This is a genomic window from Aeromonas sp. SCS5, assembly GCF_001887375.1.
GTDB classification, from domain to species: Bacteria; Pseudomonadota; Gammaproteobacteria; order Enterobacterales; family Aeromonadaceae; genus Aeromonas; species Aeromonas jandaei.
The window spans coordinates 271,600-296,154 of sequence record NZ_LFCS01000007.1 but is presented as its reverse complement, the minus strand read 5'-3'; the positions used below and the strand labels follow the sequence as shown (position 1 = coordinate 296,154).

Annotated in this window: 32 protein-coding genes and 1 pseudogene; 4 read left to right on the top strand and 29 right to left on the bottom strand. The window is 58.7% G+C overall.

Annotation, left to right across the window (positions count from 1 at the left end; all coding sequences use genetic code 11):
• Positions 1-68: 68 nt before the first annotated feature.
• From BS300_RS11420 to BS300_RS11405, 4 genes and pseudogenes are all read left to right on the top strand, one after another.
• Positions 69-548, top strand: coding sequence for a DUF1456 family protein (locus BS300_RS11420; protein ID WP_071912845.1), 480 nt, complete (start codon positions 69-71; stop codon positions 546-548).
• Positions 549-578: 30 nt separating this feature from the next.
• Positions 579-1,460 (top strand): N-acetylmuramoyl-L-alanine amidase, encoded by an 882-nt coding sequence (locus BS300_RS11415; RefSeq protein WP_071912843.1) that lies wholly within the window; start codon positions 579-581, stop codon positions 1,458-1,460.
• Between the two features lie 152 nt (positions 1,461-1,612).
• Complete coding sequence (locus BS300_RS11410; RefSeq protein ID WP_033113084.1) at positions 1,613-2,080, top strand: Dps family protein; 468 nt, start codon at positions 1,613-1,615, stop codon at positions 2,078-2,080.
• 205 nt (positions 2,081-2,285) lie between these two features.
• Positions 2,286-2,702 (top strand): annotated as a pseudogene (locus BS300_RS11405) (hydroxylamine reductase); the annotation flags it as partial.
• A 139-nt stretch (positions 2,703-2,841) separates the two neighbouring features.
• On the opposite strand, the gene BS300_RS11400 reads toward BS300_RS11405, so the two are convergent.
• From BS300_RS11400 to BS300_RS11265, 29 genes are all read right to left on the bottom strand, one after another.
• The gene (locus BS300_RS11400; protein WP_071912841.1) at positions 2,842-3,450 is read right to left on the bottom strand and encodes a tail fiber assembly protein; all 609 of its coding nucleotides are present in this window, start codon (positions 3,448-3,450) and stop codon (positions 2,842-2,844) included.
• Complete coding sequence (locus tag BS300_RS11395) at positions 3,450-4,079, bottom strand: phage tail protein (protein WP_071912839.1); 630 nt, start codon at positions 4,077-4,079, stop codon at positions 3,450-3,452. The genes BS300_RS11400 and BS300_RS11395 overlap by 1 nt, the downstream gene beginning before the upstream one ends.
• A 2-nt stretch (positions 4,080-4,081) precedes the next feature.
• Complete coding sequence (locus BS300_RS11390) at positions 4,082-4,663, bottom strand: putative phage tail protein (protein WP_071912838.1); 582 nt, start codon at positions 4,661-4,663, stop codon at positions 4,082-4,084.
• A complete protein-coding gene (locus tag BS300_RS11385; RefSeq protein WP_071912835.1) occupies positions 4,648-5,715 on the bottom strand; it encodes a baseplate J/gp47 family protein in 1,068 nt (355 codons plus the stop codon). Before BS300_RS11385 ends, BS300_RS11390 begins: the two co-directional genes overlap by 16 nt.
• Positions 5,705-6,157, bottom strand: a complete 453-nt coding sequence (locus BS300_RS11380) for a phage GP46 family protein (protein ID WP_071912832.1) — start codon at positions 6,155-6,157, stop codon at positions 5,705-5,707. Before BS300_RS11380 ends, BS300_RS11385 begins: the two co-directional genes overlap by 11 nt.
• Before the next feature lie 6 nt (positions 6,158-6,163).
• A complete protein-coding gene (locus BS300_RS11375; RefSeq protein WP_071912830.1) occupies positions 6,164-6,718 on the bottom strand; it encodes a phage baseplate assembly protein V in 555 nt (184 codons plus the stop codon).
• Entirely contained in the window at positions 6,712-7,791 is a 1,080-nt protein-coding gene (locus BS300_RS11370; RefSeq protein ID WP_071912828.1) for a phage baseplate assembly protein, read from the bottom strand. The genes BS300_RS11375 and BS300_RS11370 overlap by 7 nt, the downstream gene beginning before the upstream one ends.
• The gene (locus BS300_RS11365; RefSeq protein ID WP_071912826.1) at positions 7,784-9,190 is read right to left on the bottom strand and encodes a DNA circularization N-terminal domain-containing protein; all 1,407 of its coding nucleotides are present in this window, start codon (positions 9,188-9,190) and stop codon (positions 7,784-7,786) included. Before BS300_RS11365 ends, BS300_RS11370 begins: the two co-directional genes overlap by 8 nt.
• A gap of 11 nt (positions 9,191-9,201) precedes the next feature.
• Positions 9,202-11,028 (bottom strand): hypothetical protein, encoded by a 1,827-nt coding sequence (locus tag BS300_RS11360; RefSeq protein WP_071912824.1) that lies wholly within the window; start codon positions 11,026-11,028, stop codon positions 9,202-9,204.
• A gap of 138 nt (positions 11,029-11,166) precedes the next feature.
• Positions 11,167-11,538 carry a phage tail assembly protein gene (locus tag BS300_RS11355; RefSeq protein ID WP_071912823.1) on the bottom strand — a complete coding sequence of 124 codons (372 nt, stop codon included), beginning with the start codon at positions 11,536-11,538 and terminating at the stop codon, positions 11,167-11,169.
• Position 11,539: 1 nt separating this feature from the next.
• Positions 11,540-11,896 carry a phage tail tube protein gene (locus BS300_RS11350; RefSeq protein ID WP_071912820.1) on the bottom strand — a complete coding sequence of 119 codons (357 nt, stop codon included), beginning with the start codon at positions 11,894-11,896 and terminating at the stop codon, positions 11,540-11,542.
• Between the two features lie 10 nt (positions 11,897-11,906).
• On the bottom strand, positions 11,907-13,400 hold the full coding sequence (locus tag BS300_RS11345) for a phage tail sheath subtilisin-like domain-containing protein (RefSeq protein WP_071912818.1): 1,494 nt from the start codon (positions 13,398-13,400) through the stop codon (positions 11,907-11,909).
• A gap of 2 nt (positions 13,401-13,402) precedes the next feature.
• Positions 13,403-13,585, bottom strand: a complete 183-nt coding sequence (locus BS300_RS11340) for a DUF2635 domain-containing protein (protein WP_071912817.1) — start codon at positions 13,583-13,585, stop codon at positions 13,403-13,405.
• Positions 13,586-13,593: 8 nt separating this feature from the next.
• Complete coding sequence (locus tag BS300_RS11335) at positions 13,594-14,208, bottom strand: hypothetical protein (protein ID WP_071912815.1); 615 nt, start codon at positions 14,206-14,208, stop codon at positions 13,594-13,596.
• On the bottom strand, positions 14,205-14,762 hold the full coding sequence (locus tag BS300_RS11330) for a phage virion morphogenesis protein (protein ID WP_071912813.1): 558 nt from the start codon (positions 14,760-14,762) through the stop codon (positions 14,205-14,207). Before BS300_RS11330 ends, BS300_RS11335 begins: the two co-directional genes overlap by 4 nt.
• A complete protein-coding gene (locus BS300_RS11325; protein WP_071912811.1) occupies positions 14,762-15,196 on the bottom strand; it encodes a DUF1320 domain-containing protein in 435 nt (144 codons plus the stop codon). Before BS300_RS11325 ends, BS300_RS11330 begins: the two co-directional genes overlap by 1 nt.
• Positions 15,197-15,198: 2 nt before the next feature.
• Positions 15,199-15,492, bottom strand: coding sequence for a hypothetical protein (locus BS300_RS11320; protein ID WP_071912809.1), 294 nt, complete (start codon positions 15,490-15,492; stop codon positions 15,199-15,201).
• A 3-nt stretch (positions 15,493-15,495) separates the two neighbouring features.
• Complete coding sequence (locus BS300_RS11315; protein ID WP_192849744.1) at positions 15,496-16,272, bottom strand: hypothetical protein; 777 nt, start codon at positions 16,270-16,272, stop codon at positions 15,496-15,498.
• Positions 16,273-16,306: 34 nt separating this feature from the next.
• Positions 16,307-16,825 carry a tail needle knob protein gene (locus tag BS300_RS11310; protein ID WP_071912808.1) on the bottom strand — a complete coding sequence of 173 codons (519 nt, stop codon included), beginning with the start codon at positions 16,823-16,825 and terminating at the stop codon, positions 16,307-16,309.
• 3 nt (positions 16,826-16,828) lie between these two features.
• A complete protein-coding gene (locus tag BS300_RS11305) occupies positions 16,829-17,080 on the bottom strand; it encodes a hypothetical protein (protein ID WP_071912806.1) in 252 nt (83 codons plus the stop codon).
• Positions 17,081-17,137: 57 nt separating this feature from the next.
• On the bottom strand, positions 17,138-18,055 hold the full coding sequence (locus BS300_RS11300; protein ID WP_071912804.1) for a Mu-like prophage major head subunit gpT family protein: 918 nt from the start codon (positions 18,053-18,055) through the stop codon (positions 17,138-17,140).
• Positions 18,055-19,008, bottom strand: coding sequence for a phage protease (locus BS300_RS11295; RefSeq protein WP_071912801.1), 954 nt, complete (start codon positions 19,006-19,008; stop codon positions 18,055-18,057). The genes BS300_RS11300 and BS300_RS11295 overlap by 1 nt, the downstream gene beginning before the upstream one ends.
• Before the next feature lie 367 nt (positions 19,009-19,375).
• On the bottom strand, positions 19,376-20,167 hold the full coding sequence (locus BS300_RS11290) for a phage minor head protein (RefSeq protein ID WP_071912941.1): 792 nt from the start codon (positions 20,165-20,167) through the stop codon (positions 19,376-19,378).
• Positions 20,160-21,728 (bottom strand): DUF935 domain-containing protein, encoded by a 1,569-nt coding sequence (locus tag BS300_RS11285; RefSeq protein ID WP_071912800.1) that lies wholly within the window; start codon positions 21,726-21,728, stop codon positions 20,160-20,162. Before BS300_RS11285 ends, BS300_RS11290 begins: the two co-directional genes overlap by 8 nt.
• Positions 21,725-23,314: a terminase family protein gene (locus BS300_RS11280; protein WP_071912798.1), complete on the bottom strand. Its 1,590-nt coding sequence runs from the start codon at positions 23,312-23,314 to the stop codon at positions 21,725-21,727. The genes BS300_RS11285 and BS300_RS11280 overlap by 4 nt, the downstream gene beginning before the upstream one ends.
• The gene (locus BS300_RS11275; RefSeq protein WP_071912796.1) at positions 23,314-23,895 is read right to left on the bottom strand and encodes a DUF3486 family protein; all 582 of its coding nucleotides are present in this window, start codon (positions 23,893-23,895) and stop codon (positions 23,314-23,316) included. Before BS300_RS11275 ends, BS300_RS11280 begins: the two co-directional genes overlap by 1 nt.
• Positions 23,896-23,897: 2 nt before the next feature.
• Positions 23,898-24,029: a hypothetical protein gene (locus tag BS300_RS21545; RefSeq protein ID WP_275654998.1), complete on the bottom strand. Its 132-nt coding sequence runs from the start codon at positions 24,027-24,029 to the stop codon at positions 23,898-23,900.
• The gene (locus tag BS300_RS11270; protein ID WP_071912794.1) at positions 24,026-24,256 is read right to left on the bottom strand and encodes a hypothetical protein; all 231 of its coding nucleotides are present in this window, start codon (positions 24,254-24,256) and stop codon (positions 24,026-24,028) included. The genes BS300_RS21545 and BS300_RS11270 overlap by 4 nt, the downstream gene beginning before the upstream one ends.
• A gap of 5 nt (positions 24,257-24,261) precedes the next feature.
• A complete protein-coding gene (locus BS300_RS11265; protein ID WP_071912792.1) occupies positions 24,262-24,555 on the bottom strand; it encodes a hypothetical protein in 294 nt (97 codons plus the stop codon).

The window sequence follows — 24,555 nt, the reverse complement described above, 5'->3', positions numbered from 1 at the left end:
GTTACCCCGCTTTTTCTGACGCGGGGGCCGACAGATGGTAAAGTTGCGCCGTTTAAACAGGAGTCAGCATGACCAACAACGATATTCTGCGCCGCCTGCGCTACGCCCTCACCATCAGCAACGACGAGATGGTCGAGATGTTTGCCAAGGGCAATCTGGCCATCGACCATGCCCAACTGCACGGCTGGCTGATGAAAGAGGCCGAAGAGGGAGAAGTGCAGGAAGCGGGCTATGCCGCCTGCCCCGACTCTGCCCTGAGCCAGTTCCTCGACGGTCTCATCGTCACCCGTCGCGGTGTGCGGGAAGATGCGCCGCCCCAGGTGGTGCCAAACCGGATCAACAACAACCTGATCCTGCGCAAGCTGCGCATCGCCCTCAACTTCAAAGAAGAGGATATGCTCGGCACGCTCAAGCTCGCCAACTTCAACCTCTCCAAATCCGAGCTGAGCGCCCTGTTCCGCTCCAAGGATCACAAGCACTATCAGGATTGCGGGGATCAGATCCTGCGCAACTTCCTGCTCGGCCTCACCGCCAAATACCGCAGCTAACTGCACCGCTCAACCGGCAGGCCAGCAGCCATGACGAAGCGCCTCTCCATCACACTGCCCAAACGTCGAGCAGTCAGGGGATGGCGCATCGCCGCATCGCTGCTTCTCGGCACGCTGCTTGGCCCTTTGCTGCAAGGCTGCAACCAGCAGAGCTACCAGCTCTCCACTCGCTATCAGAGCGCCAACCAGAACGAGCGGATCGCATTTCTTATCCTTCACTACACCGACGAGGATGACGCCCACTCCCTGCGTCTGCTGACCGAGCCGGAGCACAAGGTGAGCGCCCACTACCTGATCCCCCGTGACAGCCGCGAGACACCGCTCCCCGTCTATCAGCTGGTGCCGGATAGCCAGCGTGCCTGGCATGCCGGGCGCAGCCGCTGGCACCAATATGCCGGGCTCAATGCCAGCTCCCTTGGCATCGAGATCGTCAACCTCGGCTATCCGCCGGAAGATGAGCTGCTGGCCCCCGATGCCCGCCGCTGGCAACCCTATACCCCGCAGCAGATTGCCGCCGTCGGCGCCCTCAGTCGGGAGCTGGTCGCCCGTTACCGGATCCCGCCGACCCAGGTGCTGGGCCACAGCGATGTCGCCCCCGAGCGCAAGCAGGATCCCGGCCCCCACTTCCCCTGGCGTCAGCTCTATCTGGAGTACGGCGTCGGCGCCTGGCCAGATGAAAGCCGGGTGGCAGAGCTGCTTGCCAACCCTCTGCCCGAATGGAGTGCCACCATGTGGCAGCAGCAGCTGGCTCGCTACGGCTACGGCCTCCCCCAGAGCGGCCAGTGGGACGAGCAGAGTCGCGCCGTCATGCGTGCCTTCCAGCTCCACTTTCGCGCTGGCAACGTCGATAGCGAGCCGGATAGCGAGTGTCAGGCCATCCTGATGGCTCTGCTCGAGAAGTACCCAAACTAGCCCACCCTTTCACCACTTCCCTCCCCGCTTTGATAGCCACTCGCTATCAAACTGTTAGGTACGAGCGATTATCCCTTCAAATAACAAGGGGTTAATCTGAATTCGTTCCAAGACAGATTGTCAAACCCGATTTCCTTATCTGGAGGTGAATGATGAAAAGCCCGATTGGTCTTGATACCGCTCAATCACAAGCTCTGGCTGCCGAGCTGAACAAGTTGCTGGCCAGCTACCAGATCCTCTACATGAACGTCCGCGGCTTCCACTGGAATATCCGTGGCAACCAGTTCTTCGAGCTGCACCTGAAGTTCGAGGAGATTTACAACGACCTGCTGCTGAAAGTCGATGCCCTGGCAGAACGCATCCTGACCCTGGATAGCGTGCCACTGCACAGCTTCAGCGACTACATCAAGGTCTCCGCTATTCCCGAACAGAAAGGGCTGCACGACGGTCGTGCCTGTGTCGAATCCCTGCTGGGGAGCTTCCGTGAACTGCTGGTGGCTCAGCGCCGCATTCTGGCTCAAGCCGCCGATGCAGGTGATGAGGGCACGGCCTCCATCCTCTCCGACTACGTGCAGCAGCAGGAGAAACTGGTCTGGATGCTGCGCGCCTACCTGGCCTGACCCATTGTTGAAGTGAGCTTTGTTGCAAACCTGAGTTGTCTCTCCTTTTATCCACCCGCTTGCCGCCCTGTCTGGGCGGCTTTTTTGTTTTTGATCTGCATCAATGAAAATTGAATTGGCAAATTGAATGCCTATTAAGTTCAGAGCCGTAGGAATAGAATCGCCACAAAACAAACAACTGAAATGTCCAATTAGGAGAGACATGATGTTTTGTGTGCAATGTGAACAGACAATTCGTACCCCGGCAGGCAACGGCTGCGCCTATGCACAAGGTATGTGCGGCAAGACGGCGGAAACCTCGGATCTGCAGGATGTGCTGATTTATACCTTGCAGGGGCTCAGCGCCTGGGCGCTGGCTGCCCGCGAGCAGGGCGTCATCGACCGCGAGATCGATGCCTTCGTGCCCAAGGCCTTCTTCGCCACCCTCACCAACGTCAACTTCGACTCGAATCGCATCGTGGCCTACGCCAATCAGGCCCTCGCCTATCGCCAGCAGCTGGCCGATCGTCTGACCGCCATGGCGGTGCAGGTCAACGACTTGCCACAGTCCGCTTACTTCGAACCCGGTGCCGAGCTGCGGGAACAACTTGCCCATGCCGCGCCAACCGCCCCCAATCGGGGTGTAGCCGCGCGGGTAGATTGATCACTGGATGCTAGTGAATTGATCACAGCCGCCAGTGATCAATTCACTAGGAATTCGAATGGTAAGAGATAACAAAGGGGCCTGTTGGCCCCTTGTGCATAGTTAGATTGAACTGTCTTCAAACAGGCTTTGAAGGCCACTGAACAGGGTGAGTGGTGCAGTCAATAACTGCCAGAGCAGCTCGGTATTGTTTCCAGAGCAACAGCTTAGCCTGCACCTGATCATCAGGATTGGAAATCACATCAGGATCGAGAGCATCGAGTAGAGAGGCGATCTCGATACTGGCTTCACTAAGAAGTGATGCGCGTTGTTTTTGGGCCTGAGTAGTTAGCCACAATCGCTCAGCATCAGAATCCTTCACCCAACTGCCAACAACCTCATCCCAGACATCGAAGCGGGAGGATGGTGGAATGAATGTCAGGTCTGATGGCAGAGGTCCAAGGTCGGAGATAACCACAGACTGCCGGTTTGTCTTGTTGTAGGCAATCTGATTGCGATAGTCATCAACCAAAGACCATGCGCCATTTTTCATGACAATTGCTTTGCCAGAAACAGGTTCAGGAGGTTGAGTAAGGTAAGCCCCAGCAGGCAAACCAGTGCCACGAGACACCCAAACTTCAAATTTACCTGAATACTCACCTGTAGATGGAAGAGCGCAAAACGCATCACACCATCCATCTTGGGATGCAAACCCATCATCACCCCACAAAACCTTCGGTTCGCTCATTACGCAGCCCTCACGATATAGTTAAATGCAACGTTTCTTGGTCTAGTCTCACTGCCTCCAAATGCTCCAACTGAAGAACCCGGAACATAACCAGCTACAGACGTTGGACCGAAAGTTACTGTCTCTTCAGTAGTAGTAACAGTGGTTGAGTGTGTGTGAGATTTAATCTCGTCTGATTGGTTAGATAGCACATCTCTTGAAGGGTCAACGCCACGGCCGAGATCAGCACCACGAATGAACTCACCGCGGAGATCAGGAAGAACACCAGATGGATATCTACTAGCCAAAATTGGATAGGTAGAAGTATTAAATGACTGCCCATTCATCAATAAAAAACCGGCAGGAGGTGCTGAAGCAGGCCATGGGATAGGGCACCCTACCGGGTATGCAAAAAATGAGATAAGTTGAATAGCATCTGCAAGTTGAGTGTGACTGGATTTTATTGGTGACAGTCCGGCTCTCAGCAGAATATTGAGCAATTCATCGGTGACCATATTAAACCATTCAGCACCAGGAATGCTTGGCTGTTCACCGTCACCGCCATCAGTAAAATTAAGCTTAGTAGGAGATACAACCGGAGGAATTGCCGGAGGAACAGAGACGCCAGTGGAGTTATCAATCCAGTACATAGTCAGACCTCATAGACAAATTCGTACGTAAATCCGCCCAGCTTGTAGCGGGACAAAGTACATTCCAGCAGCAAGGCTGTCTGGGTTTTAAGTGGGGTGATCACGGTGTCGGTAACACGGAAACGGCCATCAGGAAGACCGAATACCACAACCTCAAGAGTGTGGCGCCAGCGGTCAGGCCAAATAGGGTACGTAACCGGACGCAGAACGTGGTGGGGGAAGTGCTCGCGCACCTCGACGGTAAAGCCAAGGGCCAGCGCCAACGCTTCTATCTGCCATGTTTGCAGGCCGCCTTTGCGGTGGTATTTCTCGATCACTGCATTGCGGCGGCTCTCAAAGTTCTGATTCGGCACCGCGCACTCAGGCAAGCCAAGATACTCTTCCCAATCCTGCAGCAGCGCCACGGTGGTTTCTGGCCGCATTTCAAGGTAAAGATGGTCTGCGCTTACCTCGCAATCGACCAGGCGCTTGGCAAAGCCTAGAGCGTACTTTGACGTGTTCGACTCAGGATCGTGTGGCCAAGCACGGCCACGCGGCATCTGCTGCAGCAATACCTCATGCCACTGTTCTACAGCGTGGGCCATGTGATGGCTCCTATGACATTGAGCTGGTTACTTGCTGCCGGCACATCTGCAGATAAATTCAAGGTGTAGTTTTCAACTCCAACCGCTGAACCAATGGCGGTGCGAATGCGAGACAAAAGCATGGTTTGACCTGGTTCTAGCGTGCTTTGATAGCCATTCAGGTTGGCGACGATGGCAGCGCGAATATCGGCACTGTCAGGGGTCGGGGTGATAGTGAGCGGCGTGGCTTTCAACGTCAGGCCGATATCAACAGCCTCGATACCACCAGGGCGACCAACCAGCACACCCGTCGCCGGATCAGGATGACGGAACAGCCATTGCTGCATGTTCTCTTTGTCGGTCACGGTGGGCAGGATATCGATCCGGTCATCATAAACCCACGCAATTCCGACCGTGCTGCCACCATGCCACGCATCAAAGCACCATGCGCGGGTAACACCAGCCACCTCACGCATCCATGCCACGTAATCATGCACAGCGCCGCCAAGTGGCGGGTTGCGCTTGCGGAACAGCAGGCGCTCCAGCAGCTGGTTGATGGGCTCGATATCGGCGCCGCCGCTGATGTCTTCGCTGACGCCGTTGGATTGCAGCCCGGGAACGGGTGTGACCAGTGCCAGCGGTTGGCCTGCGGCAAGGTTTCCTGCTGCGCCAGCCTCTGTAGCCTGAACCTGCACAGCAACAACGCCACCACTCGGGCTGGCGCTGCTGGTGACGGTGTATTGACGGCCGTCGCTGTGCTGCAGCACGGTACCGACAGGTGCTGGCACAGTACCCTGCAGCGTGGCAGGGCCAGCGGCATAGGTGGCCTGCTTGCGGATCACCCCTTCAAACTGGGCGACTTCGATGATGGTCTGGTCATCCGATTCGCTGGTCGGGATGATCTGACGGACGATCCACATCTGATGATCGTAAAGGTCGCGCTGGCCAGCGGAAACGGCGGCATTGAGCGCCTGCTCGATGCCGAACTTGGGCAGCACGGTGCCAAGGCTTGACTCGATATCGAGCAGGCCGCTGGCGATGATCTGGCGCAGGGTGGGGACGTTATACGGCATTGGCTTGCGCCTCCCACCGCTTGTTGATGGTCATGGTGGTGGTGGTTCTGTCAGGGCGGGTGATGGCGATGGTGAGCTGCAGCATCTGAAACTGGGGAATGGCGCCGGTCACCACGATATTGCTGGCGTAATCAGGCTTTAAATGGGCATCAAGGGCGGTTTGTGCGTAGGTCACAGCCTTGTTGCGCACGTCTGTGGTGAGCTTTTCGCGGTCGAGCAGCCAGAGCTTGCTGCCCCAAGGCTGGTCGGCAAAGGTGTCGCCAATCCATCCGCGCTTATCGCCGGTGCCGTCTGGCAGCACATCGGAGTCATCGGCACGGGCATCGGTGAACAGCACCTGCAGCACCAGCGTTTCGAGGCCATCATCCTGACGCAAACCGGCCGGGGTGATTTCGATATCGCCCCGGCCGGTTTCGTTGTTCCAAATGATGGCTGTGGTCATCGCCCCTCACACTGGGGGCGATGTTTGCCCCCCACCTGGTAAATCGTGTTTATGCTCCAGAAACGACTTGCCGTTGATGATCACATCGCCATCAACAATGATGTTCAACGTGACGTGCATGGCGCCCTGAAACTCGTTATCAGGGGATATGGTGGTGGTTTTCTCTTCGGCTGTGATAATGACGCTTTTCGCGCTGAGCGCTGCCAAGCCTTCTTTACCAAGGGTGAGGTTGTGACCATCCAGATGGTATAGGCAACTATCACCAGCCTCCAAGTCTTTCGGGCGAAATCCCTTGTGCTCGACGGCGATGGCCACCAGTCCGGCACGGGCACCACCGAGCCCAAGCACGATGGCTTCAGACCCCTCTGGCGGCACGCTGGTGTGGCCGTAGTTCTGAAAGCGCTCGACATCATCAGCGCCTTCGTCTGCCAGCACCTTGAGTTGCAGGTTCTGGCGCTGCAGGGCGTCATTGACCAGGGTAACGATGGCGCGATCGGCAATCAGGCGCAGGCGGCGCTGCAGCGGGGCCAGCAGCTTCTGCACATCACGAACACTTACCATGTGGTCACCTCTTTGGTCTGCTTCTTGGTTACTTCTGCTGGGATCAGCATCGCCTCGCGGGGGGTCAGGTTGATGATGGCCTCGCGGCCTGCCTGGTCATCTTCCATCAGGGTCACCGAGACGATCAGCCAGTTCACATCCAACCCCTGGATCTCGTCCTTCACCGGGCACATCCGGTTAATGCGCCAGAGCGGGCCGCTGTCGCCTTCCATCCCCTGAGTGCGCCAGCCAGCAACGGTGATCTCGGTCTGGGTTCCTTCGCCGATGCTGCGCTGTTTTTGCCACTGGCCGCGCTTGCTGGCACCGGCCACAGTGGTGACATCTTCGGCAATGATGATGCGGGGGCGATAGCGCGGCACATCCGGATCGCTGATGGTCGCCTTCTGGCCGCCGATGGTAGTGGTCGGGGTGTTATCCCACGTTGCGCCGCCGCCGTAGCTGCTGCCCTTGACGATCCATTCTGATGCCCGATCGCGCATGCTGAAGTTGCCACGGGCCGCCAGAATGTTCTTGCCCAAAATAAGGCTGGCGCCCATCTCCTGCTCGCTTGCCTGCGTCAGCACCAGTTGGCCTTTCTCGTTGGTGGTGAGCAGCACGGCACGCTGCTTGGCCAAGCGATCGAGCAGCTCGAAACAGGTCTCGCCCTGCTCGATGGCAACGCGGGGGAAGGCCGCACCCAGATCGCACTCGACCACTACCTCGATATTGAAAGGCTTGCTGATATCACGGGCCACCTTGTCGAGGGTGACGTTCTGCCATTGGCCGCTCTTGTAGATGGCCGAGCAGTCCACCAGATCGCTGGTCTTGCTGCGGCCGCTGACCACCCAGCTCACTTCCTTGGCATCATAGCTGGGGGTGAAGTCGTCAACGTATCCGGTCAACACCAGATCGTTGCCGATATGCACGGTGCAGGCGCTGCCTTCGCGGATGGCCATCGCTTTGGCGTCATCCCATTTACGGGTCAGGGTCAGCTCGAAATCACCGGCGATATCGCGCAGGCTGCGGGTAACGCGCACTTTCTGCCAGCCGCTATAGAGCTGACCATCGACGCGCAGGGTGATTGGTTCAGCCATTGGTCACCTCGTCAATCACCTGAATAGTGGTGCTCGGGGTGATGAACGCCGGATCGCGAAGCTTGTTGCCCATCACCAGCCGATCGCGGTATTCGGCATTGCCATACTGCTGCCACGCCAGCAGGGCAGAAGGGGTGGTGGTGGTCAGGGTGATCTGACGGCGGCGCGGCAGCTTGGCGCCCCGTTCGCGGCTGTCGTTAAGCAGGGCAAGGCGCAGATCGCGCAGGGCACGCCAAACATCGCTCTGCTCGACCTCTACCGCGTCCATGGCCAGCTCGGCCAACCGGTTGGCCCAGTAGTTGGCCAGCTGCTCAAGATCGTCAGCAGTGAGCAGCAGATTGCGATCTGCCCCCACGACGCCATCCATGGTGACCGGACGGCTGATCTGGTTGTTGACCTGATCACCGGTCAGCGACTGTCCGATGGTCACCTGACCGCTCTGGTCTGGGGTAAAGTCGCGGTTGGTACCGAGATCAGCACTGGCAATGGCAATGGCAGCCGCCGTAGAGGTGGCGCGGTCAATCAGCGCAGTGAAGGCCTTGCCGTTATCGAGCGCGGTATTCAGCTCGGTGGGGGTGTCGATGGTCGGTACCGAAGATGCAACACCAGTTGCCACATCGCTGTTGATGCTGGTCGGCAGGCCGCCAGTGATGGCCAGCTCGGCGCGCATCCCTTCCCAACGGCGGCTTACCTGGTCATAAACAGAGAGCGCCCGGATGGGATCAGTCACCACGCCTTTGACATCCTCCACGATGCCGGTCACCTCGCGGGCAAGTTCGCCCGGGTAGGCCAGCAACGCGCCGACGCTATCCTTGGTGCGCATCAGGCGATCTGTCCACTCGCGAAACTGATCAGGCAGGGATGGCAGGCCACGGGTCAACTCGTCCAGATCGTCGAGGAAAGTATCGACCATCACGCCCATGTTATCGATGCCGGTGACGAATGAATCGAGGAATGATTGCTCACTGGCGCCCTGCGCCAAGGCGGCAGCATTGCCCAGGGTGGCGGCGGTATCGATGGCAGCAGAGGGGAACAGGTTCTTGCCCGCTTCCCAGACCGTGAAGGTCACATAGGCAACGCCATCCTCTTCGTTATCCAGCCGGTGGCTGACGTCGCCGACCTGCACGGTGCGCACGCCCCACCACGGGTGGATCATCTCGCCGGTACCTGGCTGGTTCAGGGCATCGAGCAGGGCGCGCAGCTGGGATAGATAGTCTTTGCCAACCAGCTTGCCGGTGATCTGCTCATTGGTGATCGCGGCGCCATTGTCTTCCGTCCAGCTGCTTTCGCGCTTGGGGTATTCGCGGGGGATGGCACGGCGACCGCCTTTGCCTTCCACGGTATTCAGCAGGAATTCAACACCCCTAATCGAGGCGGTCAAACGCTCTTCAAAGCTCATTCAAACCATCCTTAAGGCATCAATGAAGGGCCGTTATCCACGCGCACCTGCAGCCCGGGAGCCGCATCTCGGGCGCGAACGGTGATGCGGTCATCGCTGACCTTGATATCGAGGGATGCAGCCAGATTGTCAGGGCGCGCCATCGGCTGAATATCACGGGTAAAAAATGCCTTCATTTCGTCAAACACATCGAGCAAACCGGGAGCGGCCAATCCTTCTGGCGCTGAAATATCAAACAGACCTGTATTTTTTTCTGCATCTGCTGCCCGTTCCTGAGCTCTGGAAAAAGAAATAGGGCTGAATTCAGGAGCCAACGTTGTTGCATACGTGATGGTGGCCAATTCTGCCAATCCAGTCATGCCAAAGCGGTTTTTTTTAGGAGGTGTTGTTGATGATGGGTTTGGTCCACCATTGCCTGAACCACCCGGGAGATCAGCACCACCGCCCATCCCCCCCATGCCACCACCCGGCATATTGACCACATAGACAGGGGTCGCGCCAAGATCGGCCATGGCACCGCCAAGGCCACCTGCTCCGCCCTTGCTTGGCTTGGCCGCATCCCACACGCCTTTCGTCCATTTGATGGCGTCGATCCCTTTCTTGACAGCCACCAAACCGCCGACAACCAGGGCGATGTTCTTGCCAGTCTCAAGCCAGTTCTGCACCGCATCAGGTTCAAGGCTGTTGATAGCATCGGCCAGCTCGGCAATGGGGGCTGCCAGCTGCTGGTTGGCAAACTGGTTCCAGCTGTTACTGACCAGCTGCAGGCTGGCGGCAAAGTCGCTGGCGGCCACGGCGGCATCGTTCATGGTGGTGCTGCCATCGCCGGAGAGCTTGAGGAACTCGTCAAACGCCTTGACGTCACCTGTCTGGACGTACTCGGCGATCACCGGCTTGAGTGCCCGCTTGGCTTCATCGGTCAGGTTGAGCATGGAGAGCTTGCTGGAGAGGCCGCCTGACTTGGTGACAATCTCTTCAATCAGCACCGGCAGGCTGCGCATCACCTCTTTGCCCTGCTTGAGCTTCTCGGGGTCGAATACGTCGATATTGCCCAGCTGCTTGAGCTTCTTGACGGTCTCGGGGCGGGTGATATCGCGGATGATGGATTCGAAGGCCGTCACCGCTTCGGCGTCAGATCCGACACCTTGACGGATGATCTGCAGCGCGGCGCCCAGCTCGGTCACAGCGCTGGCCCCTTCTCGTCCGGTGGCCGCATAGGCTGCGAAAATCTTGGGGCCCTCTTTGGCCATGTTGGCCAGGGTAAAGGCACCCTGCTTACCCTGCATGTTGAGGGTATCGATCGCTTTCATCGCCGCTTCGCTGGAGTCGATGGCCAGCTTCTTGAACTCGGTGAAGATGCCACCGACTTCAAGGCCACCGGCGCCGGTGGCCTGGATAACGGCGGCGATATTGGGCAGGTTCTCGATGGCGTAGGCCAGATCGCCGGTCTTGGTCAGGATCTCTTCGACGGCGGATGTCGCTTCGTTGGGGTCGATGCGAATGCCCTTGGTGTTGCTGACGGCGTTGATCTCGTCCTTCAACTCCTTGGCCTTGTCGCGGCTGATGTCGGCGGCAATGGCGATGCGGGAGATCCGGCGGTCGAGCTGGGCATAGCCACGAACGGCTGCGCCGCCGACCATGGCGGTACCCAATGCGACGTAACGATTACCCAGGGAGTCGATGCCACGGGATGCGGCATCGGTAGACATGCGCAACAAGCCCATGGCGCGCTGATTGCTGGCAGCAAACTGGCTCATGCTCTGGCCATATTGCCGTGATTTGGCGGCCAAGTTGCCAGCGAGGTTAATAACGATATCGGTGACAAGTTGCTTGGCCATGATATTTACCTTTATTTATTAGGAGTCAGCGCCTTTTTTAATTTATCGAAGCGAATAAACAGATGGCGCAATGGCAAATTTTCCAGCTCGGATGTCGGTATATATTTGCTCATGGCAAACATTAACCCCATTGCACCATCAACCAGCTGAATTAGATCGCCCCCGCTCGGCCAACGCCTCCATCAAGGCATCATCCAATTCAGTGGCCTTTAATTGCAGCAGACTGAAATCATCGACATGCAATTTCTCAAGCATCTTTAAAGAGAGCGGCCCTTGAATTTCACCGATATAAGCAACCTGACGGCACAGCAAATTAAGTCCATACATTACATCGCTGGTATAAGCGACCGCCTTGCCGTTTTGCACCACCACTTTTTCAGCATCGAGCTGGGCTTTAATCAGATCGGCGGTGGTAAGTTCACGCAGGCCCACTTCACGATAAAGGAGCGGCTCGTCGCCGCTCCCTTTCGCTTCGATACCGTGCAGCAGTTCGAAGGTAATAACGGCCATGTCAGATCCTCACTACCTTGTCGCCGAAGAAGGTGACTGCAATATCGCCAGATTCCTCACGCAGAGGAGCGACCTCTGCTGCGGCGGCACCGGTCATCATATAGCTGACGCCGTTATCCCCTTCCCATACCAGTGCCGCGTTTTCGATGGCGTTGATCTCCATCACATCGACGTCTTCAGCGGCGGCGATGACGGTCTCAATGCTGGGGGCGGTGTAACGCTTGCTCACGCCGCGAACTTTTCCGCCACCTGTGTGCTGGGTACGGGTGAAACCGCCCGGATTCAGTACAGAACCGGTCTTGGTTTTCAGCTCTTTGCCATTCACACGAATGGTCACTTCACCAAGAATATCTGCCATGGTGTCCCCCTTAGAGTTTGAACTGGATCAGTTCCGCAAAGATGCGGAATTGGTTGACGATATCCGGATTGCTCAGCGCATCCAGACGATTGCGATCACCAGATGGACGAACCACGCTCAATGTCTCTTTGAACAGGTCATAGTTCTCCATCAGACCAGCAGCAACCCAGTCGAGCGCTACCTCAAGCAAAGCCTCTTTCATCAGCTTCGGTGAAACAACAGGCTGTGCCGGGTCAATCAGCGGCAACGCTTCATCGTTAACCAACTTGTGACGCGGGAAGCGGTTGGTGACCATCACCCGCACGTCGTAACGCATCTTGCCAAGGGTGGCCGGGGTGGTGATGTCGAGGTAAGAGGGATCAGGATCGCCGTAGGCGTTCTTCTGATACATCGAGACTTCGCGCTCGATGGCCACCACGTCACCGGGCTGCACCTGATAGGTGGCGATGCCGGATTTGAGCAGGTTGTTGCGCTCTGGTAGTGCAGGGAATCTGTCTGCCTTGACAGGCGGAAGAATGCCTGGAAGAACCAGCGTCTGCAGAGGTCGAGCTGGATCTATAGCCAGATGGTATGCCGCTATACCGCAATAGCTTGCTGCCCACTCCCACGGCGCATGGGGTGACTTGCTGGTACCCATGCAGGAGATCAGGAAGTCGTTGCGCGCTTCGCCAAAGGTGATGGTCTCGCCATAGGTGCCACGGAACGCGGTATAGGCGATCGCCTCAGACATCTTGAGCGGGCCCCAGCGGGTCAGCAGTTCATCGCGCAGGGTGTTCAGGCTGGCGGTGTCGTTGAACGGCATCATGATGTGGTTGTACCACTCGTCCGGCATAGCGGCGATCAGCGCGGCCATATCGGGGGCGCCGGAACCGTTGGCCATGCCGGTATAGGTAATGGTGACACCGGGCGGCAGCTGCTCGCCTGCGTAGTAGTTGTACCGCAGGTCGATATCGTTGCCGGTCAGCCCTTTCCACTTGGCGGTGACGTTGACGCGGGCGGTGTCGGTGCCATCCACGGCAGCGGTCACCGGCAGGTTCTTGTTGGCGTTGATGGCGGCCACGGCCTTGGTGGCGATGCTGGCGGCGGTATCGGCGGCGATAACGCCAACCTGCACCGACTGACCGGCGATCAGCAGATAGACGGTACCGGCCTGAGTGGCAGGGCCCCCGAAGATAAACGAGCCGGTTGCCGCGGCACCTGCTGCCAAGTCGGCGCTGGCGATGGCAAAGGTGCGGGTGTAGCTGTTGGCCTTGCGATAACGCTTGGCGGCCAGCGCCATCATGGAGCCTTGACCAAACAGGGCATCAATGGCCGATTCGCTGACCGGGATCTCGACCACGGTATCCGGATCGGCGGTACCAGCACCGGTACCCGATTCGATCATCTGACCGAACAGCATCACGTTCTGATCCTGGGCGATGTTGCCGCTCAGGGCCTGCGAGTTGTCGATCTCGATATAGACGAGCGGCACGCGCACGTCATTGGGGATAGTTCCGAGAGCCATGGTCACTCCTTCGCTTGCGGTTTCTTGGTGGCCTTGGCGGCCGGTTTCACTTCGTTCACATCACCATCTGCCAGCCGTTTCAGCCAGAAGCTGGTGCGCGGTACCTTCTCGCCATCGGCGGCCAGCTTGCTGCCATCCGGCTTTTTGATGACCAGCCCGGGGGCCGGTTTCAGATAGAGTTCCATCATTGCTCCTAAGGTGTTGGGCCTGGCACGGTGATATCTGCCTCGCAGACCGGTGAGCCATCGCCTTGCTCGGCGCGCCAGTTCATGCGCAAGAAGTCGTCGAGCGTGGCGGGGTCGATGGGGTTATCCAGCGGCCAGTCTTGCCGCCATGTCACCGACCAGATCGCCAGCCCCAGCTTGTCGATGCCGGTGGTGTAGAGGTTGTCCATCCGCACGCCTTCCGGCGCCTTATAGGCATCCGTGCCACGCCATCCGCCGGTCAACATCAGAGCGTTGGCCAGCCGACCGGCAATCACTTCGGCGCGCTGGTCTTTGTCATATGCCCACTGGTCAGCGCAGAACACGAAGGCGACAAACTCGATAGTGCCGATCAGGCTGCCTTCACGGCGCATCGATACCACCCGCTGGGCGCAGATACGGATGCCGCCCTCGCGGTTACCCATCCAGCGTTTGACATCATCAGGCTCGGAGAAGCGTCCGATGTGACGCTCCACGGTTTGCACCCGGTCAATCAGCCGATCCGCGCCGGGGCCGGTGGCTTCCAGATAGGGCTTTAGGTAGTTCACCACCCCTTCGCAGGCACTGACGGTGCTGCCGATGGTGCCAAAATCAGGGCGGATCATAGGCCTGCCTCCTTCATCACGTCTTGCCAGAAGTCGCCAATCACGGCGAGCAACTCGGTCTGGTTATCGCTGGAGAGGCCCAGAAACTCGCGCTGGGGGATCTCCATCATGCGGGTGAAGCTGCCGACCGACTGATAGACCGGAAACTTGAGCGCCTTGCCAAACGCCTGACTGATGCGGCGAACGTGGGCAGGCACCTGCACCGAGCCGCTGAATCCGTCCTGATGCACTCCGGCATAGGCCAGCGGCGAGCCGACCCGCACGCTGTTGCGTTGCACCTGATACTCGATGCTATCGAGCAGGTCGCCATCACCCTGCAGCAGGCTTTGGCCACCGTGGCGGGTCTTGGCGTAGGCATCTGACCAGGGCGCCCAGGGCGTACCATCCGGCGCGGTCTTCTCGTCACTGATGCGGCGGCGGGTCTGGCTTTCGACCACGGCACCGATGCTTTCCAGCAGTTCGGCCTTGTAGTCGTTGCGGCCCAGGGTATCGAGCAGACGCTGATAGCGCGCCAGCTCTTCGCCCCGGGTAGAGACCTGCACCGAGATCGCCATCACAGCACCCCTTTCAGGCTGTTGCGGGTGAACAGGCGCTCGTTCTCTTGCACCAGTTCGACCTTGCCGACGCTGCCCTCTGGCGGCATATCCGGCGTGGGCAGGCCCAAATCAATCTTGCCCGCCGCAATCTCTTTGATTTTGGCGATGGCACGGTCATAGCGTTCGCGCAGCAGGTCGCTGGCCTGATTGTCGCGGTCGGCCAGCCAGTAGAAGGCGATCACGATGGCGTTGCGCTTGAGCAGATCCGGCACGGTCGGCAGCGGCAGCACAAAGCGACGACTCAGGTAGCCATTGATTTCGTCATCGGCGGTGGCCAGTGCCTCATCAATCCAGACATCGTTCAGCGTGTCGGTACTGCGATCGAGAGCGAAGTTGTAGAGCATCGAGCCGTCGCGGTCTTCCAGATCCTGCTTCGTCGCGTAGATGGCCATGGCTATTCCCCTACCTGCTCATAGGTGGCAGCGAAGATATCCGGCTTGCACGGATAGTGTTCACCTTTGACGCCTCGGATGATCCAATCACCAACATTTGCAACCATGGTTCCTTCAAGGGTCATTACCTTGAACTTGTTGCCATCCGATGCGACATGAGCGGCATACTCATCAAATGAACTAAACCACTCTTCAAAACGTGGAGACTTACCAGTGAAAGCCAAAACCTCAGCAAGGTTTTCACCAGTCCACTGAATCGCCTCAACTTCGACAGGCTTCTTGCGGTAGATAGGCATGGCTTAGTCCTTGATCACTTCGCTATCGATAAGCACGGTCAGCCACTGTTCGCCATAGACGCGTTTGGCCTCTTCCTGAGTCAGGTAGCAGCACGGGATCTCGCAGCTGTGGTCGTGCGGCACATCGGCCTTCGCGGTGACCACAAAGACGCGGGTCGCGCTGGAGTGCAGGAACTGGATGCCACAGCGCCAGAAACCGGCCGGTGACTTGGCCTTGACGTCGAACTGGCCGAGCAGCCAGTCAGGCTGTTCTTTGTTGAACGTTGCGATGCCAGCATCGACCATCTTATTGGCAAGGGCCTGTTGCTCTTCCACTGCCTGCTGCTCAGCTTCGAGACGGGCAGCTTCGGCTGCTTGCGCTTCTGCGGCCAGTCGCGCCTCTTCGGCGGCCTGCTGCTCAGCTTCGAGACGGGCAGCTTCGGCTGCTTGCGCTTCTGCGGCCAGTCGCGCCTCTTCGGCGGCCTGCTGCTCAGCTTCGAGACGGGCAGCTTCGGCTGCTTGCGCTTCTGCGGCCAGTCGCGCCTCTTCGGCGGCCTGCTGCTCAGCTTCGAGACGGGCAGCTTCGGCTGCTTGCGCTTCTGCGGCCAGTCGCGCCTCTTCGGCGGCCTGCTGCTCAGCTTCGAGACGGGCAGCTTCTGCGTCAGGGTCTACCAACACTTCGCCATCTTTCTTCGGTTGGGGCGGCGCTTGTACCAGCTCGGTACCCGCGCCCACTGTTGCAGCTGCCAGCTGCGGGCTTTTGTCGTCACCGGTCGGGGTGGCTTTCTTTTTCGGGGCCATCTCAATGCTCCTTTAAACGGTCGTTACTGGCGGTTTACACCGCTGAAATCGTGGTCTGACTGGTGACCTGCTCGGCGATAAGCAGCACGGCCGTCAAGTTGTAGGTGCCGCCGTTGGAGCGGATCACCGGCTTGGTGCCGTTGGTCACGATGAAGCCACCGGCATCGATACTGAAAAACGTCGCCAGGGTAATGACATCACTGGTCACTGCAGCATCTCTGCTCGCCACCAGACGGTTGCCATTGGTGCCGATGAAGTCGAGCTGCATCGAGCGGTTGGTCGAACCACCTGCCCAGCTGCCCACCAGATTCAGCTTGAACGCCAGGCTGGTGTTGTCGTTGAAGGCGTTGAGCTTGTCGCTGGTTGTGTTGAAGAACGGCGCCAGCGTGCCCGCTGCCGGTGCTGGCAGCCCCTTGAGCAGGGCAATCAGATCTCGGTCGGTATCAGCTGGCAGGCTAACGCCCGTCAACCCTGCCCAGCGCACCTCGCTTTTCTTGCGGCTCGGTGTGGGGCCTGCTGGCCCAGGCAACAACAGAAAGCTGCGACCGAACATGGCTTAGCCCTCGGTGACAATCAGGGGGCCGCTGCCTGTTTCCAGTCGGCCATATAGGTTTTGCACCGGTTCAAATGCCCATGCCTCACTGGCGCCACGTTCCAGAACGTGGCCGACGGTGACGCTTGGCGCAGGCAAAGCCGCATCCGCGCGAAACTTCACTATTTGGCCACTCTGGTTCTGCATGGTCCCTCTGGCTGCAGAAGAGATCAGCACCCAGGCGGCATCGGTCAAATCAACTTGTCTGGTCGCCATGGTTCATCCTCTCGGTTGAAAGATGCCCCGGCAGTGCCGGGGCTGATTGGCCTGCGATTACGGCGCCGGTGTGGCGACCACGTAGGGGCTGACCACAACTTCAACATCCTTGTAATAGATGTTGGTGTTGCCACCATCGACCAGCATCATGTCGATCAGGGCCTTGGCAGCGGCGCGGTTCTTGTAACCGACAACCAGGGTGGTTGGGCGAGTACCGAGCGGGACACCGCTGGACTTCTTCATGGTACCCAGCATCTCGACCGCTTTTTCGTAGTTCTCTTTGGTCAACGCAGCCTTGGAGCCGATAGCGGTCTGCGGGAAACCAAAGCCCACGTTGCAGCGGCCATCAGTACCGGCGGCCATCTCGTTATTGAACCAGGTGTACTCTTCGGTCGGGTTCATATTCTTGAACACGAACGGACGGCGCAGCTGATAGATGATCGGTTTGATCACCTTGCTGGTATCCAGCACGAACCAGGGCTCACCCACATCAGTGGCCGGATTACCGATCACGTTGGAGAAGGTGCTGGCCGGAGTGGTATCGAGCGGGTGATCGGTATCGAAGAAGGGCTGGCCATCCCAGCACAGAGTTGAGAAGCCGTCCTTCAACAGAGTGAAGGTGAGCTCATCAGGGAACAGGGCCACGTCTTCGCCAAACTTCTGGGCAAGCGGCGCGTAGATACCGATCTGGTCATCGTCTACCTTCTCGCGTTCGATGGTGATCGAGGATTCCCAGGTCTTGTTCTCGATGGCATAACCATGCGCACCGAGTTTGACAAGCTGGCGATCGCTGACCCACTCCTTGATACCCGGGATGTCTTTCATCCAACCGTAATAGTTGGCAGAACCGGTGCTCGGGATCTCGGTTGCAATCATGTTCCATTGCGGCTTGGCTGCGGAAATGCCTGCGGTATAAGAGGCATTCATTGCCACGAACAGGTCGTAGACAATTTGCGCTTCGTTAGGGACGGCCATTATTGAGCTCCTTCAACGTTCTTGAGACTGGCCAGATATTGCTCCGGCGCGATTTTCATCTTGCGGCACATGGCCAGCTGGTTTTCGGTCAAGCCATCGACAGCGGCAGGAGCCTTGTTCTTCAGCTTGTCTGCATCGGCGATCACCGGGGCGGTCTGCACAAATGCCTTGAACTGCTCCACACCACCTTCAGTGCGGCACATGCCCAGGAACATCTCTTTGTTGGCCGGGGCGATCTTGCCAGCGGTGATGGCTTCATCGACCAGCGCGGCCAGCTTGGCCTCTTCGGTCTCTTTCACCTTGGCTTCTGCGGTAGTGGCGCGGTTCAGGGCCAGTTCGTAAGTCTCTTTCGGGACAAACTTGTTCAGGTCAGGGCCAGCGTTGGCGCGGTTCATGGCCAGTTGGTGATCGGCCTTGAGGGTATTGATGGCGGTGAGCACGGAAGCAGTATCCGCATCAGCGCCCAGACCCAGTGCCTGGGTCAGTTCAACGGGCAATGGCATTTGAGTTTCCTCACGGTTCAGGGCAGGGAGTTGGTGCAAGTTGGGTTCGTTGGTCAAGCCGACACTGGCAATGCTTTGCACCGTACCGGCCTCGTCATAGAGAAATGCGGGGGAATAGAAGGCGTACTCCTTCTTCTCCAGCATCTCGCGCCCTTCGCTGTTCCAGTCAACCATCCCCCACACTTCTCCGTCGATGTTCTGCAGCGCAAGGATCCAGCCGATAGCCGGGGCCTTGTCGCCCTTCGGGCCTTTGAGGTGGGTGGAATGCTCGACGTCAAACGGGCGCTTGCGGGTAAAGGCGGCGACCACGGCGTCGGGGTTGCTGTTGGTCCAGCTGCGGCCATCATTGCCAGCGAACGAGCCAGCCGGGATCAACGGCAGCCAGACTTTCTCGTCACGGACTTCCTGACGGGAAAGGTCAAAGCAAAGGGCTAGTGATGTCTTGCGCATGATCGCTCCGTCACATAACAACCTCCTGCCGGGTGGCGGTTGGTTGGGTGAACAAATGTTTGGACGAATCGATAATGGGCCAGCTGGGGGGCTGGCCTGTAATGACGCTTTTCGCGCTATTGAGAGGGGAAGTTGATGGGGGGGACGCGGTGATGACCGGTCATCACAGGATACAGATGGCGGGTCAGCTTGCCAATGTGATCGGGTCTATCTGGTCGCCGTGGTGACGATCACCGCTGGCGGGTGGATGGTGGCGCAGGCCAAAAACAGCACCTTCGACACCACCACACACCATCTTTAAAACCGATTTAAATCGCCTCAGATTCAAAAGCTGGGTAATTGTTCGTGCGCTGGTAGCCAAAAACGCTCACAGAGGCTTAGAGAGCGTTTGGCGCAATGTTTGCTCCTTGGCTTTCAGGTCGGCTTGCAAGGCCTGCTCTCGGCGCTTGCCGGGGTTGTAATCCCACCCCGGCTCGATCCCTTTCGGCAGGGTCTCGACTTCACCGGTTCGCTTGTTCACCCACTCGCTGGTGCCATCGTTTGGCGCGGCAAACTTGAACCCGCTATTGCCCTGCAGCTTGGCGTATTCGAACTTGCTTATCTGGCGCACCCCGCAATGGCAGCCCCATCCGTTGGGCGGCATATGGGTTTGCCACCATGGATGATCCACCGGCAGGGTAATACCGCGCCAGCTCAGGTGCAGGGCGCGGTGCTCCCGCGCTGGCCCGATGGTATAGGTCAGATAGGGCATGGCCCGCTTGGTGCGCTCGATACGCTGCCACTGGCCAGCGGCGCGGGCGGTGCGCATGTTGGTGCGGTAAATGATCTTTATCCGCCCTTCACTGCCCAGTTGTACCGGCTTGGTTTCGCCGGTCAGCGGGTCGTCAAGCTCCTGCACGCCCCACCATCCCGACTTGACCAGCAGCGGCTTGAGCACGGCAGCGAATTGCTGATAGGTCTGGCCCTGCTCCAGCGCCTGCTCGACCAGGGCCCGCACCTCGACCAGTAGATCGGCGTTGAGCATCTTGGCGACGGTGAAGGCGTTGCTGTGCTCCTCCTTCCACACATCTCGATAATCAAACCCGGGCTGCAGCCCCTTTTTCTTGAACCAGTCGAGCGCCTCTTTTGGCGGAAAGACGGACGCTTTCGGCTCAGGCATCTTGCGCATCCCCCATGCCACGCATCCGGAACAGGTAATCAGCCAGTTGCGGGGTGAACTGCTCGGCGGTCAAGGTCTCTTGCAGCTTGAGCAGGCCATCATTGAACTCTTCAAAGCTCGTGGCCTTGGCCGACAATTCGAGGATCGGGTTCATAAAGTCATCTCCACCAACCTCCACCCAGTCTCCCATGGCCTCTTCGGTCAGCTGCTCGATGGCCTGTTCATTGGGTTGCTGGATCCGGTTGATGGCCAAGCGCTTAGGCTGCTGGCGGTTAAGGGCCAGCGGCTGCGCGGCGGCCACCTCCATCGCGCTGAGCGGCTGCAGCACTGCCTCATCGTCTTTCGGGTCGGCCAGCCCGAACTTGTCACGCACTTCCCTCTCGCTCACCTTCATGCCGCGATCAACCAGAGGCATCAGGCTATCGACCAGCAGCTTGAGGTCTTCCGGCTCAGGCACCCGGATGCAGACGCGGGGGTAAGCCTTCTGCACGCCCCAGTTCAGGATGATGAAGGGCTTGACCAGGTACTCGTTGATGGTCGATTCGAGCTGGCGGGCATCCCACTTGGCGATATCCAGCCGCACCTCGTTATGCACGTTGGCCTGCGCCATACTGCTGCCGTTCTCTGTGGTCATGGTCTGACCGAGCACCAGCTTGCTGATCTCTTCGTTGCACCAGCGCACCATGCTTTCGAACAGGGTATCTCCGCCGTTGCCCTTCGCGGTCTCTACCAGCTCGACCATCATGCTATCCGGGATGATAGCCCCGGCATCGCTGGCGATGGTGGCGATGGCGTTCTTGAGGGTGGCAATCTGCTCTGGGGTGGCGTTGGGCCCGTACTTACCAACCCGAATGGGGATTCCGAACACTTCGGCAAATGCCCACCAGTCGCGCACCGTAAAACTCTTGAGCATATAGAGCACGGCACATTGGCGAGTCAGACCGTTGCGCCAGACGTTACCTGACTTGGAGCGCGGCAGATGCGTGATGAATTTATAGGGCTGCAATGGCTTGCCCTGGGGCGCATCGTCGCTGATAAGCAGGATCTCGCTCAGGGTATCGGTATCCATCCGCAGATAGCGGGGGTCAACCCATTTGTAATCTTGCGGAACCCATGGGGTGACGGTGGTATCCCACAGGATCTGACAAACCCCCATGCCCTTGCCAAGGCCATCGAGCAGGTCGAAGAACAGCTCGGGTATCTGGTCGCTCTCCATCAACTTGCGCACTTCATCGGCCAGCCGCACATCCGCAGCGTCATCACTGGCGGCCTCGACACTGGGTGGTAGCGCTGCCACCGCCAGCTTGCGGGTGCGCAGCACGGAAGCGTAATGGGGATCGCGCTCTTCGATCTCCTCGGCCAGCGTCATGTAATCCTGCGGGTTGTTGCCATCCACCACTGATCGCAGCAGGCCAGCCAGCCGCTGCGGGGTGATGGTGCTGGCCACGCTGTTGGGGCGCGGATTGCGCACGCTGGTCGTGTGGGCCAGCGCGATATCTTCGCTCAGTTGCGGCTTGTCGGGTTTGATGGGGTTGCCCCGGCTATCGAGAATGTTGGTCACAGTAATCCGCCTCCGCTACGCAGGCCACGGGTCATGTTCATTTGCCGCTGGCTGTCGTTGTCTTTTGCTGGCGCACCCACCTTGGCGATGCGGTGCAGTTCGTAAATTTGGTTTTCGGCACGGCTGGCCAGATAGGCCAAGAAGATGGCTACCGCCGAGTCGCCGTGGCGCTTGTTGCCATCAGACCCTTGCGTGCGGCTGTCGTCGATGCCTGGGGTGCCACGGTAGATCTGGATTTGCCCCAGATCGGTGATGATGTCTTCGTGGCGCGGCAGCTCCAGCTCGTCATCTTCAAACGCCGCTTTGAAGCGCGGCATATTTTCGCGGTAGAAGCCGACCGACAGCATCACTTGCACCACCTCTTGGCCGTAGCGATAGGCGGCCTGTTCTGCCAGATACTGGCCGTTGCCACGGGCATCGAGCCAGATACCATCGCGGCGCGGCAGGCGATCGCAGATGAAATAGAGCGCCTGTTCCTGCTGCTTGAACGGGGTGTTTTTCAGCTCAATGGTGAACGGCACCCGGCGGCGGGTATCCGGCAGCACCTCAATGGGGGCGAATACCGTCAGGTCACCAGAACGGGCGAAGTCTTCGCCCAGGGCATGGCGATGGCTGCGATCCAGCTTAATCAGCTCTGGGAATACTTCGGCCTCCAGCCATTCCTGCATCTCTGCATTGCGCTCCGATTCGCTGGAGCCGTTGAAGGCGGCCGAGCCGGTAAAGCGCAGCACAGGGCCATCGACCCGGCAGGCCCGTTCGCGCAGGCCACGGGGCAGATAGGCACCGCCGCCGCTCTTTGGCTCGCAGTAATACTCCTCCCGCGCATCCTCTTCGGTGGCGGTGTCGCGCAGCAGGTTGCGCAGCCACTCGTCCTGCAGCTGCTGGGTCCATGGCTTCTTGGTTACCTGACAGATACGGCGATAAAGCCCTTCATTGATGGCCGTCTCGATATCGATGCGATGCACGCTGAACCGCTTCTTGCCTGCTCGGCTGTCCAAAATCAGGGTATTGAACAGGTTCTCGATACCGTTATGGGTCGAGATGATGCGCACCTTGCTGCCCCACATTGTCAGCGCCAGAGCTGCCTTGAGGATGGCGGCAAGGTCTTTGTGGAAGGCACCTTCATCGATCACCACGTTGCCCTGCATACCCCGCAAGTTGCTGGGGTTCGAGCTGAGCGCCTTGATTTTGAAGCCGCTGGCGAAGTTGATGACATAGACCAGGATGTCTTTGTCTTCGTCGGCCAGCGCCTCTTCGCTCACCTCGCTGGCGGCGCAGTTGTAGGCGCGGGCCCACATGGCGCAGGCGTCGATAAACTCGCGCGCCATGTCCTTGGTGGTACCGACATAGAAGGTATCGCCGCCACCGGCTGCCGCCGACATGGAGCCGGTCAGGGCAGCATCGGCAGCCTCTGCCCAGGTAAGGCCGGTTCGGCGCGACTTCTCGGCGATCTTGAGCGGTGAGGTATCCGCTATCCAGCGCTTCTGATAGGGCAGCAGCACTTCGTCAGGATTGAACTGGCCGCCGATAATGGCGGCCGCTGACTGGTTGCGAAGCTGGTTTTCTGCGGCGGTCAGGTGGTTCATCACGCAATCCCCAAGATCTGCTGTTTAATCTGGGCGGCGGTCTCGGCTGTCAGCCCTGCCTGCTTCACGATCTTCTCGGCGGCATTGGCGGCCTCGGCGGCGAACGCGGCGCGGATCTCCTTCTCTACCTTGTGGCTGGTCATGGCGGCTTGCTCCACCCGCTGGATAACCAGCGCCAGCTGGCCCAGCGATTTCGGGTCAATCATCTTGCCCTCTTCGCCGTCGCTTGCGTCCATCATTTTCATGGAGGTTTCAAACGCCATGGTGCGCACGAATTCCTGCAGCAACTTGCCCACTTCAGAGGTGGGGGCCTGCCCGAGCTTTGACGTCCAGACGGCGGCCACTTCGCGGGCCTGTTCCATACGGCTGCCCGCTTCTGCCATCCGCTTGGAGAAACGGTTAAGGCCGGTGCGGCTTATCTGCTCTTCCGGCGGCAGGCCGGATTCCACGATCAGCTTGTTCACTTCGGCCAGAATGTCCTTCTGTGACATGGAGCCAGATCGCAGCATCGCGGCCAGCTGGCTGCGGATGTCGTCCGGCAGCTGCTGGATCTTGCTCTTGGTGTTCTTCTTGGGGGCCATGATTACTCCAGCAGCTTGTCAATCAGCGGGGCGGTGCTGCCCCACAGTGCAGAGACGGGATCTCCGAGCATGACCAGCGCCAGCAGATAGCCGGTCACCATCATGGCGGCGATATCCAGCAGGCGGCTTTTCACTTGCCACCTGCCAGCTGGCTGTCAGGAATGCATGACAATCCACCGAGCTGGTACCCGAAATAAACCCAGCAGGTAACCTGTCTCTGGTCGTCATGCCAGACCCCGATAGAAATATCATTACCTATCGTTTCCACCTGCTGTTCTTTAGGCTGCTCGCTGCCTGACTGTGCATGCTCAATGCAGCCACCCAGCAGGGCGCAGCAGAGCAGGATGATGGCTTGTTTCATGGTGATTACTCCGGACGCGGTTTCTTGACACCCGGCACGGTGGCGTCACCTTTGGCGACATCGAAGCCACGGCTGGTCAGTTTGGCGATCAGGTACTCGCCCATGGTGCGGGTGGTGACCAGGTTCTGCTCTTCCAGCCAGCAGATCTGGGTGCGAACCGCGTCGCGGCTGATACGGTGTCCCCAGTTTTCAAGCACCGTATCCAGAATCGAATCGTTGGTCTCGTAGCCGTTCTGGTCTTTCAACTCTTTCAGGATGATCAGACGCTGGTCTTCTAGCACGAACTCTTTACTACTCAT

What these genes read in the sequence shown, in the direction of transcription:
- BS300_RS11420 (WP_071912845.1), top strand. Translation starts at nt 69, where the DNA reads ATGACCAACAACGATATTCTGCGCCGCCTGCGCTACGCCCTCACCATC.
- BS300_RS11415 (WP_071912843.1), top strand. Translation starts at nt 579, where the DNA reads ATGACGAAGCGCCTCTCCATCACACTGCCCAAACGTCGAGCAGTCAGG.
- BS300_RS11410 (WP_033113084.1), top strand. Translation starts at nt 1,613, where the DNA reads ATGAAAAGCCCGATTGGTCTTGATACCGCTCAATCACAAGCTCTGGCT.
- BS300_RS11400 (WP_071912841.1), bottom strand. Translation starts at nt 3,450, where the DNA reads ATGAGCGAACCGAAGGTTTTGTGGGGTGATGATGGGTTTGCATCCCAA.
- BS300_RS11395 (WP_071912839.1), bottom strand. Translation starts at nt 4,079, where the DNA reads ATGTACTGGATTGATAACTCCACTGGCGTCTCTGTTCCTCCGGCAATT.
- BS300_RS11390 (WP_071912838.1), bottom strand. Translation starts at nt 4,663, where the DNA reads ATGGCCCACGCTGTAGAACAGTGGCATGAGGTATTGCTGCAGCAGATG.
- BS300_RS11385 (WP_071912835.1), bottom strand. Translation starts at nt 5,715, where the DNA reads ATGCCGTATAACGTCCCCACCCTGCGCCAGATCATCGCCAGCGGCCTG.
- BS300_RS11380 (WP_071912832.1), bottom strand. Translation starts at nt 6,157, where the DNA reads ATGACCACAGCCATCATTTGGAACAACGAAACCGGCCGGGGCGATATC.
- BS300_RS11375 (WP_071912830.1), bottom strand. Translation starts at nt 6,718, where the DNA reads ATGGTAAGTGTTCGTGATGTGCAGAAGCTGCTGGCCCCGCTGCAGCGC.
- BS300_RS11370 (WP_071912828.1), bottom strand. Translation starts at nt 7,791, where the DNA reads ATGGCTGAACCAATCACCCTGCGCGTCGATGGTCAGCTCTATAGCGGC.
- BS300_RS11365 (WP_071912826.1), bottom strand. Translation starts at nt 9,190, where the DNA reads ATGAGCTTTGAAGAGCGTTTGACCGCCTCGATTAGGGGTGTTGAATTC.
- BS300_RS11360 (WP_071912824.1), bottom strand. Translation starts at nt 11,028, where the DNA reads ATGGCCAAGCAACTTGTCACCGATATCGTTATTAACCTCGCTGGCAAC.
- BS300_RS11355 (WP_071912823.1), bottom strand. Translation starts at nt 11,538, where the DNA reads ATGGCCGTTATTACCTTCGAACTGCTGCACGGTATCGAAGCGAAAGGG.
- BS300_RS11350 (WP_071912820.1), bottom strand. Translation starts at nt 11,896, where the DNA reads ATGGCAGATATTCTTGGTGAAGTGACCATTCGTGTGAATGGCAAAGAG.
- BS300_RS11345 (WP_071912818.1), bottom strand. Translation starts at nt 13,400, where the DNA reads ATGGCTCTCGGAACTATCCCCAATGACGTGCGCGTGCCGCTCGTCTAT.
- BS300_RS11340 (WP_071912817.1), bottom strand. Translation starts at nt 13,585, where the DNA reads ATGGAACTCTATCTGAAACCGGCCCCCGGGCTGGTCATCAAAAAGCCG.
- BS300_RS11335 (WP_071912815.1), bottom strand. Translation starts at nt 14,208, where the DNA reads ATGATCCGCCCTGATTTTGGCACCATCGGCAGCACCGTCAGTGCCTGC.
- BS300_RS11330 (WP_071912813.1), bottom strand. Translation starts at nt 14,762, where the DNA reads ATGGCGATCTCGGTGCAGGTCTCTACCCGGGGCGAAGAGCTGGCGCGC.
- BS300_RS11325 (WP_071912811.1), bottom strand. Translation starts at nt 15,196, where the DNA reads ATGGCCATCTACGCGACGAAGCAGGATCTGGAAGACCGCGACGGCTCG.
- BS300_RS11320 (WP_071912809.1), bottom strand. Translation starts at nt 15,492, where the DNA reads ATGCCTATCTACCGCAAGAAGCCTGTCGAAGTTGAGGCGATTCAGTGG.
- BS300_RS11315 (WP_192849744.1), bottom strand. Translation starts at nt 16,272, where the DNA reads ATGGCCCCGAAAAAGAAAGCCACCCCGACCGGTGACGACAAAAGCCCG.
- BS300_RS11310 (WP_071912808.1), bottom strand. Translation starts at nt 16,825, where the DNA reads ATGTTCGGTCGCAGCTTTCTGTTGTTGCCTGGGCCAGCAGGCCCCACA.
- BS300_RS11305 (WP_071912806.1), bottom strand. Translation starts at nt 17,080, where the DNA reads ATGGCGACCAGACAAGTTGATTTGACCGATGCCGCCTGGGTGCTGATC.
- BS300_RS11300 (WP_071912804.1), bottom strand. Translation starts at nt 18,055, where the DNA reads ATGGCCGTCCCTAACGAAGCGCAAATTGTCTACGACCTGTTCGTGGCA.
- BS300_RS11295 (WP_071912801.1), bottom strand. Translation starts at nt 19,008, where the DNA reads ATGCGCAAGACATCACTAGCCCTTTGCTTTGACCTTTCCCGTCAGGAA.
- BS300_RS11290 (WP_071912941.1), bottom strand. Translation starts at nt 20,167, where the DNA reads ATGCCTGAGCCGAAAGCGTCCGTCTTTCCGCCAAAAGAGGCGCTCGAC.
- BS300_RS11280 (WP_071912798.1), bottom strand. Translation starts at nt 23,314, where the DNA reads ATGAACCACCTGACCGCCGCAGAAAACCAGCTTCGCAACCAGTCAGCG.
- BS300_RS11275 (WP_071912796.1), bottom strand. Translation starts at nt 23,895, where the DNA reads ATGGCCCCCAAGAAGAACACCAAGAGCAAGATCCAGCAGCTGCCGGAC.
- BS300_RS11270 (WP_071912794.1), bottom strand. Translation starts at nt 24,256, where the DNA reads ATGAAACAAGCCATCATCCTGCTCTGCTGCGCCCTGCTGGGTGGCTGC.
- BS300_RS11265 (WP_071912792.1), bottom strand. Translation starts at nt 24,555, where the DNA reads ATGAGTAGTAAAGAGTTCGTGCTAGAAGACCAGCGTCTGATCATCCTG.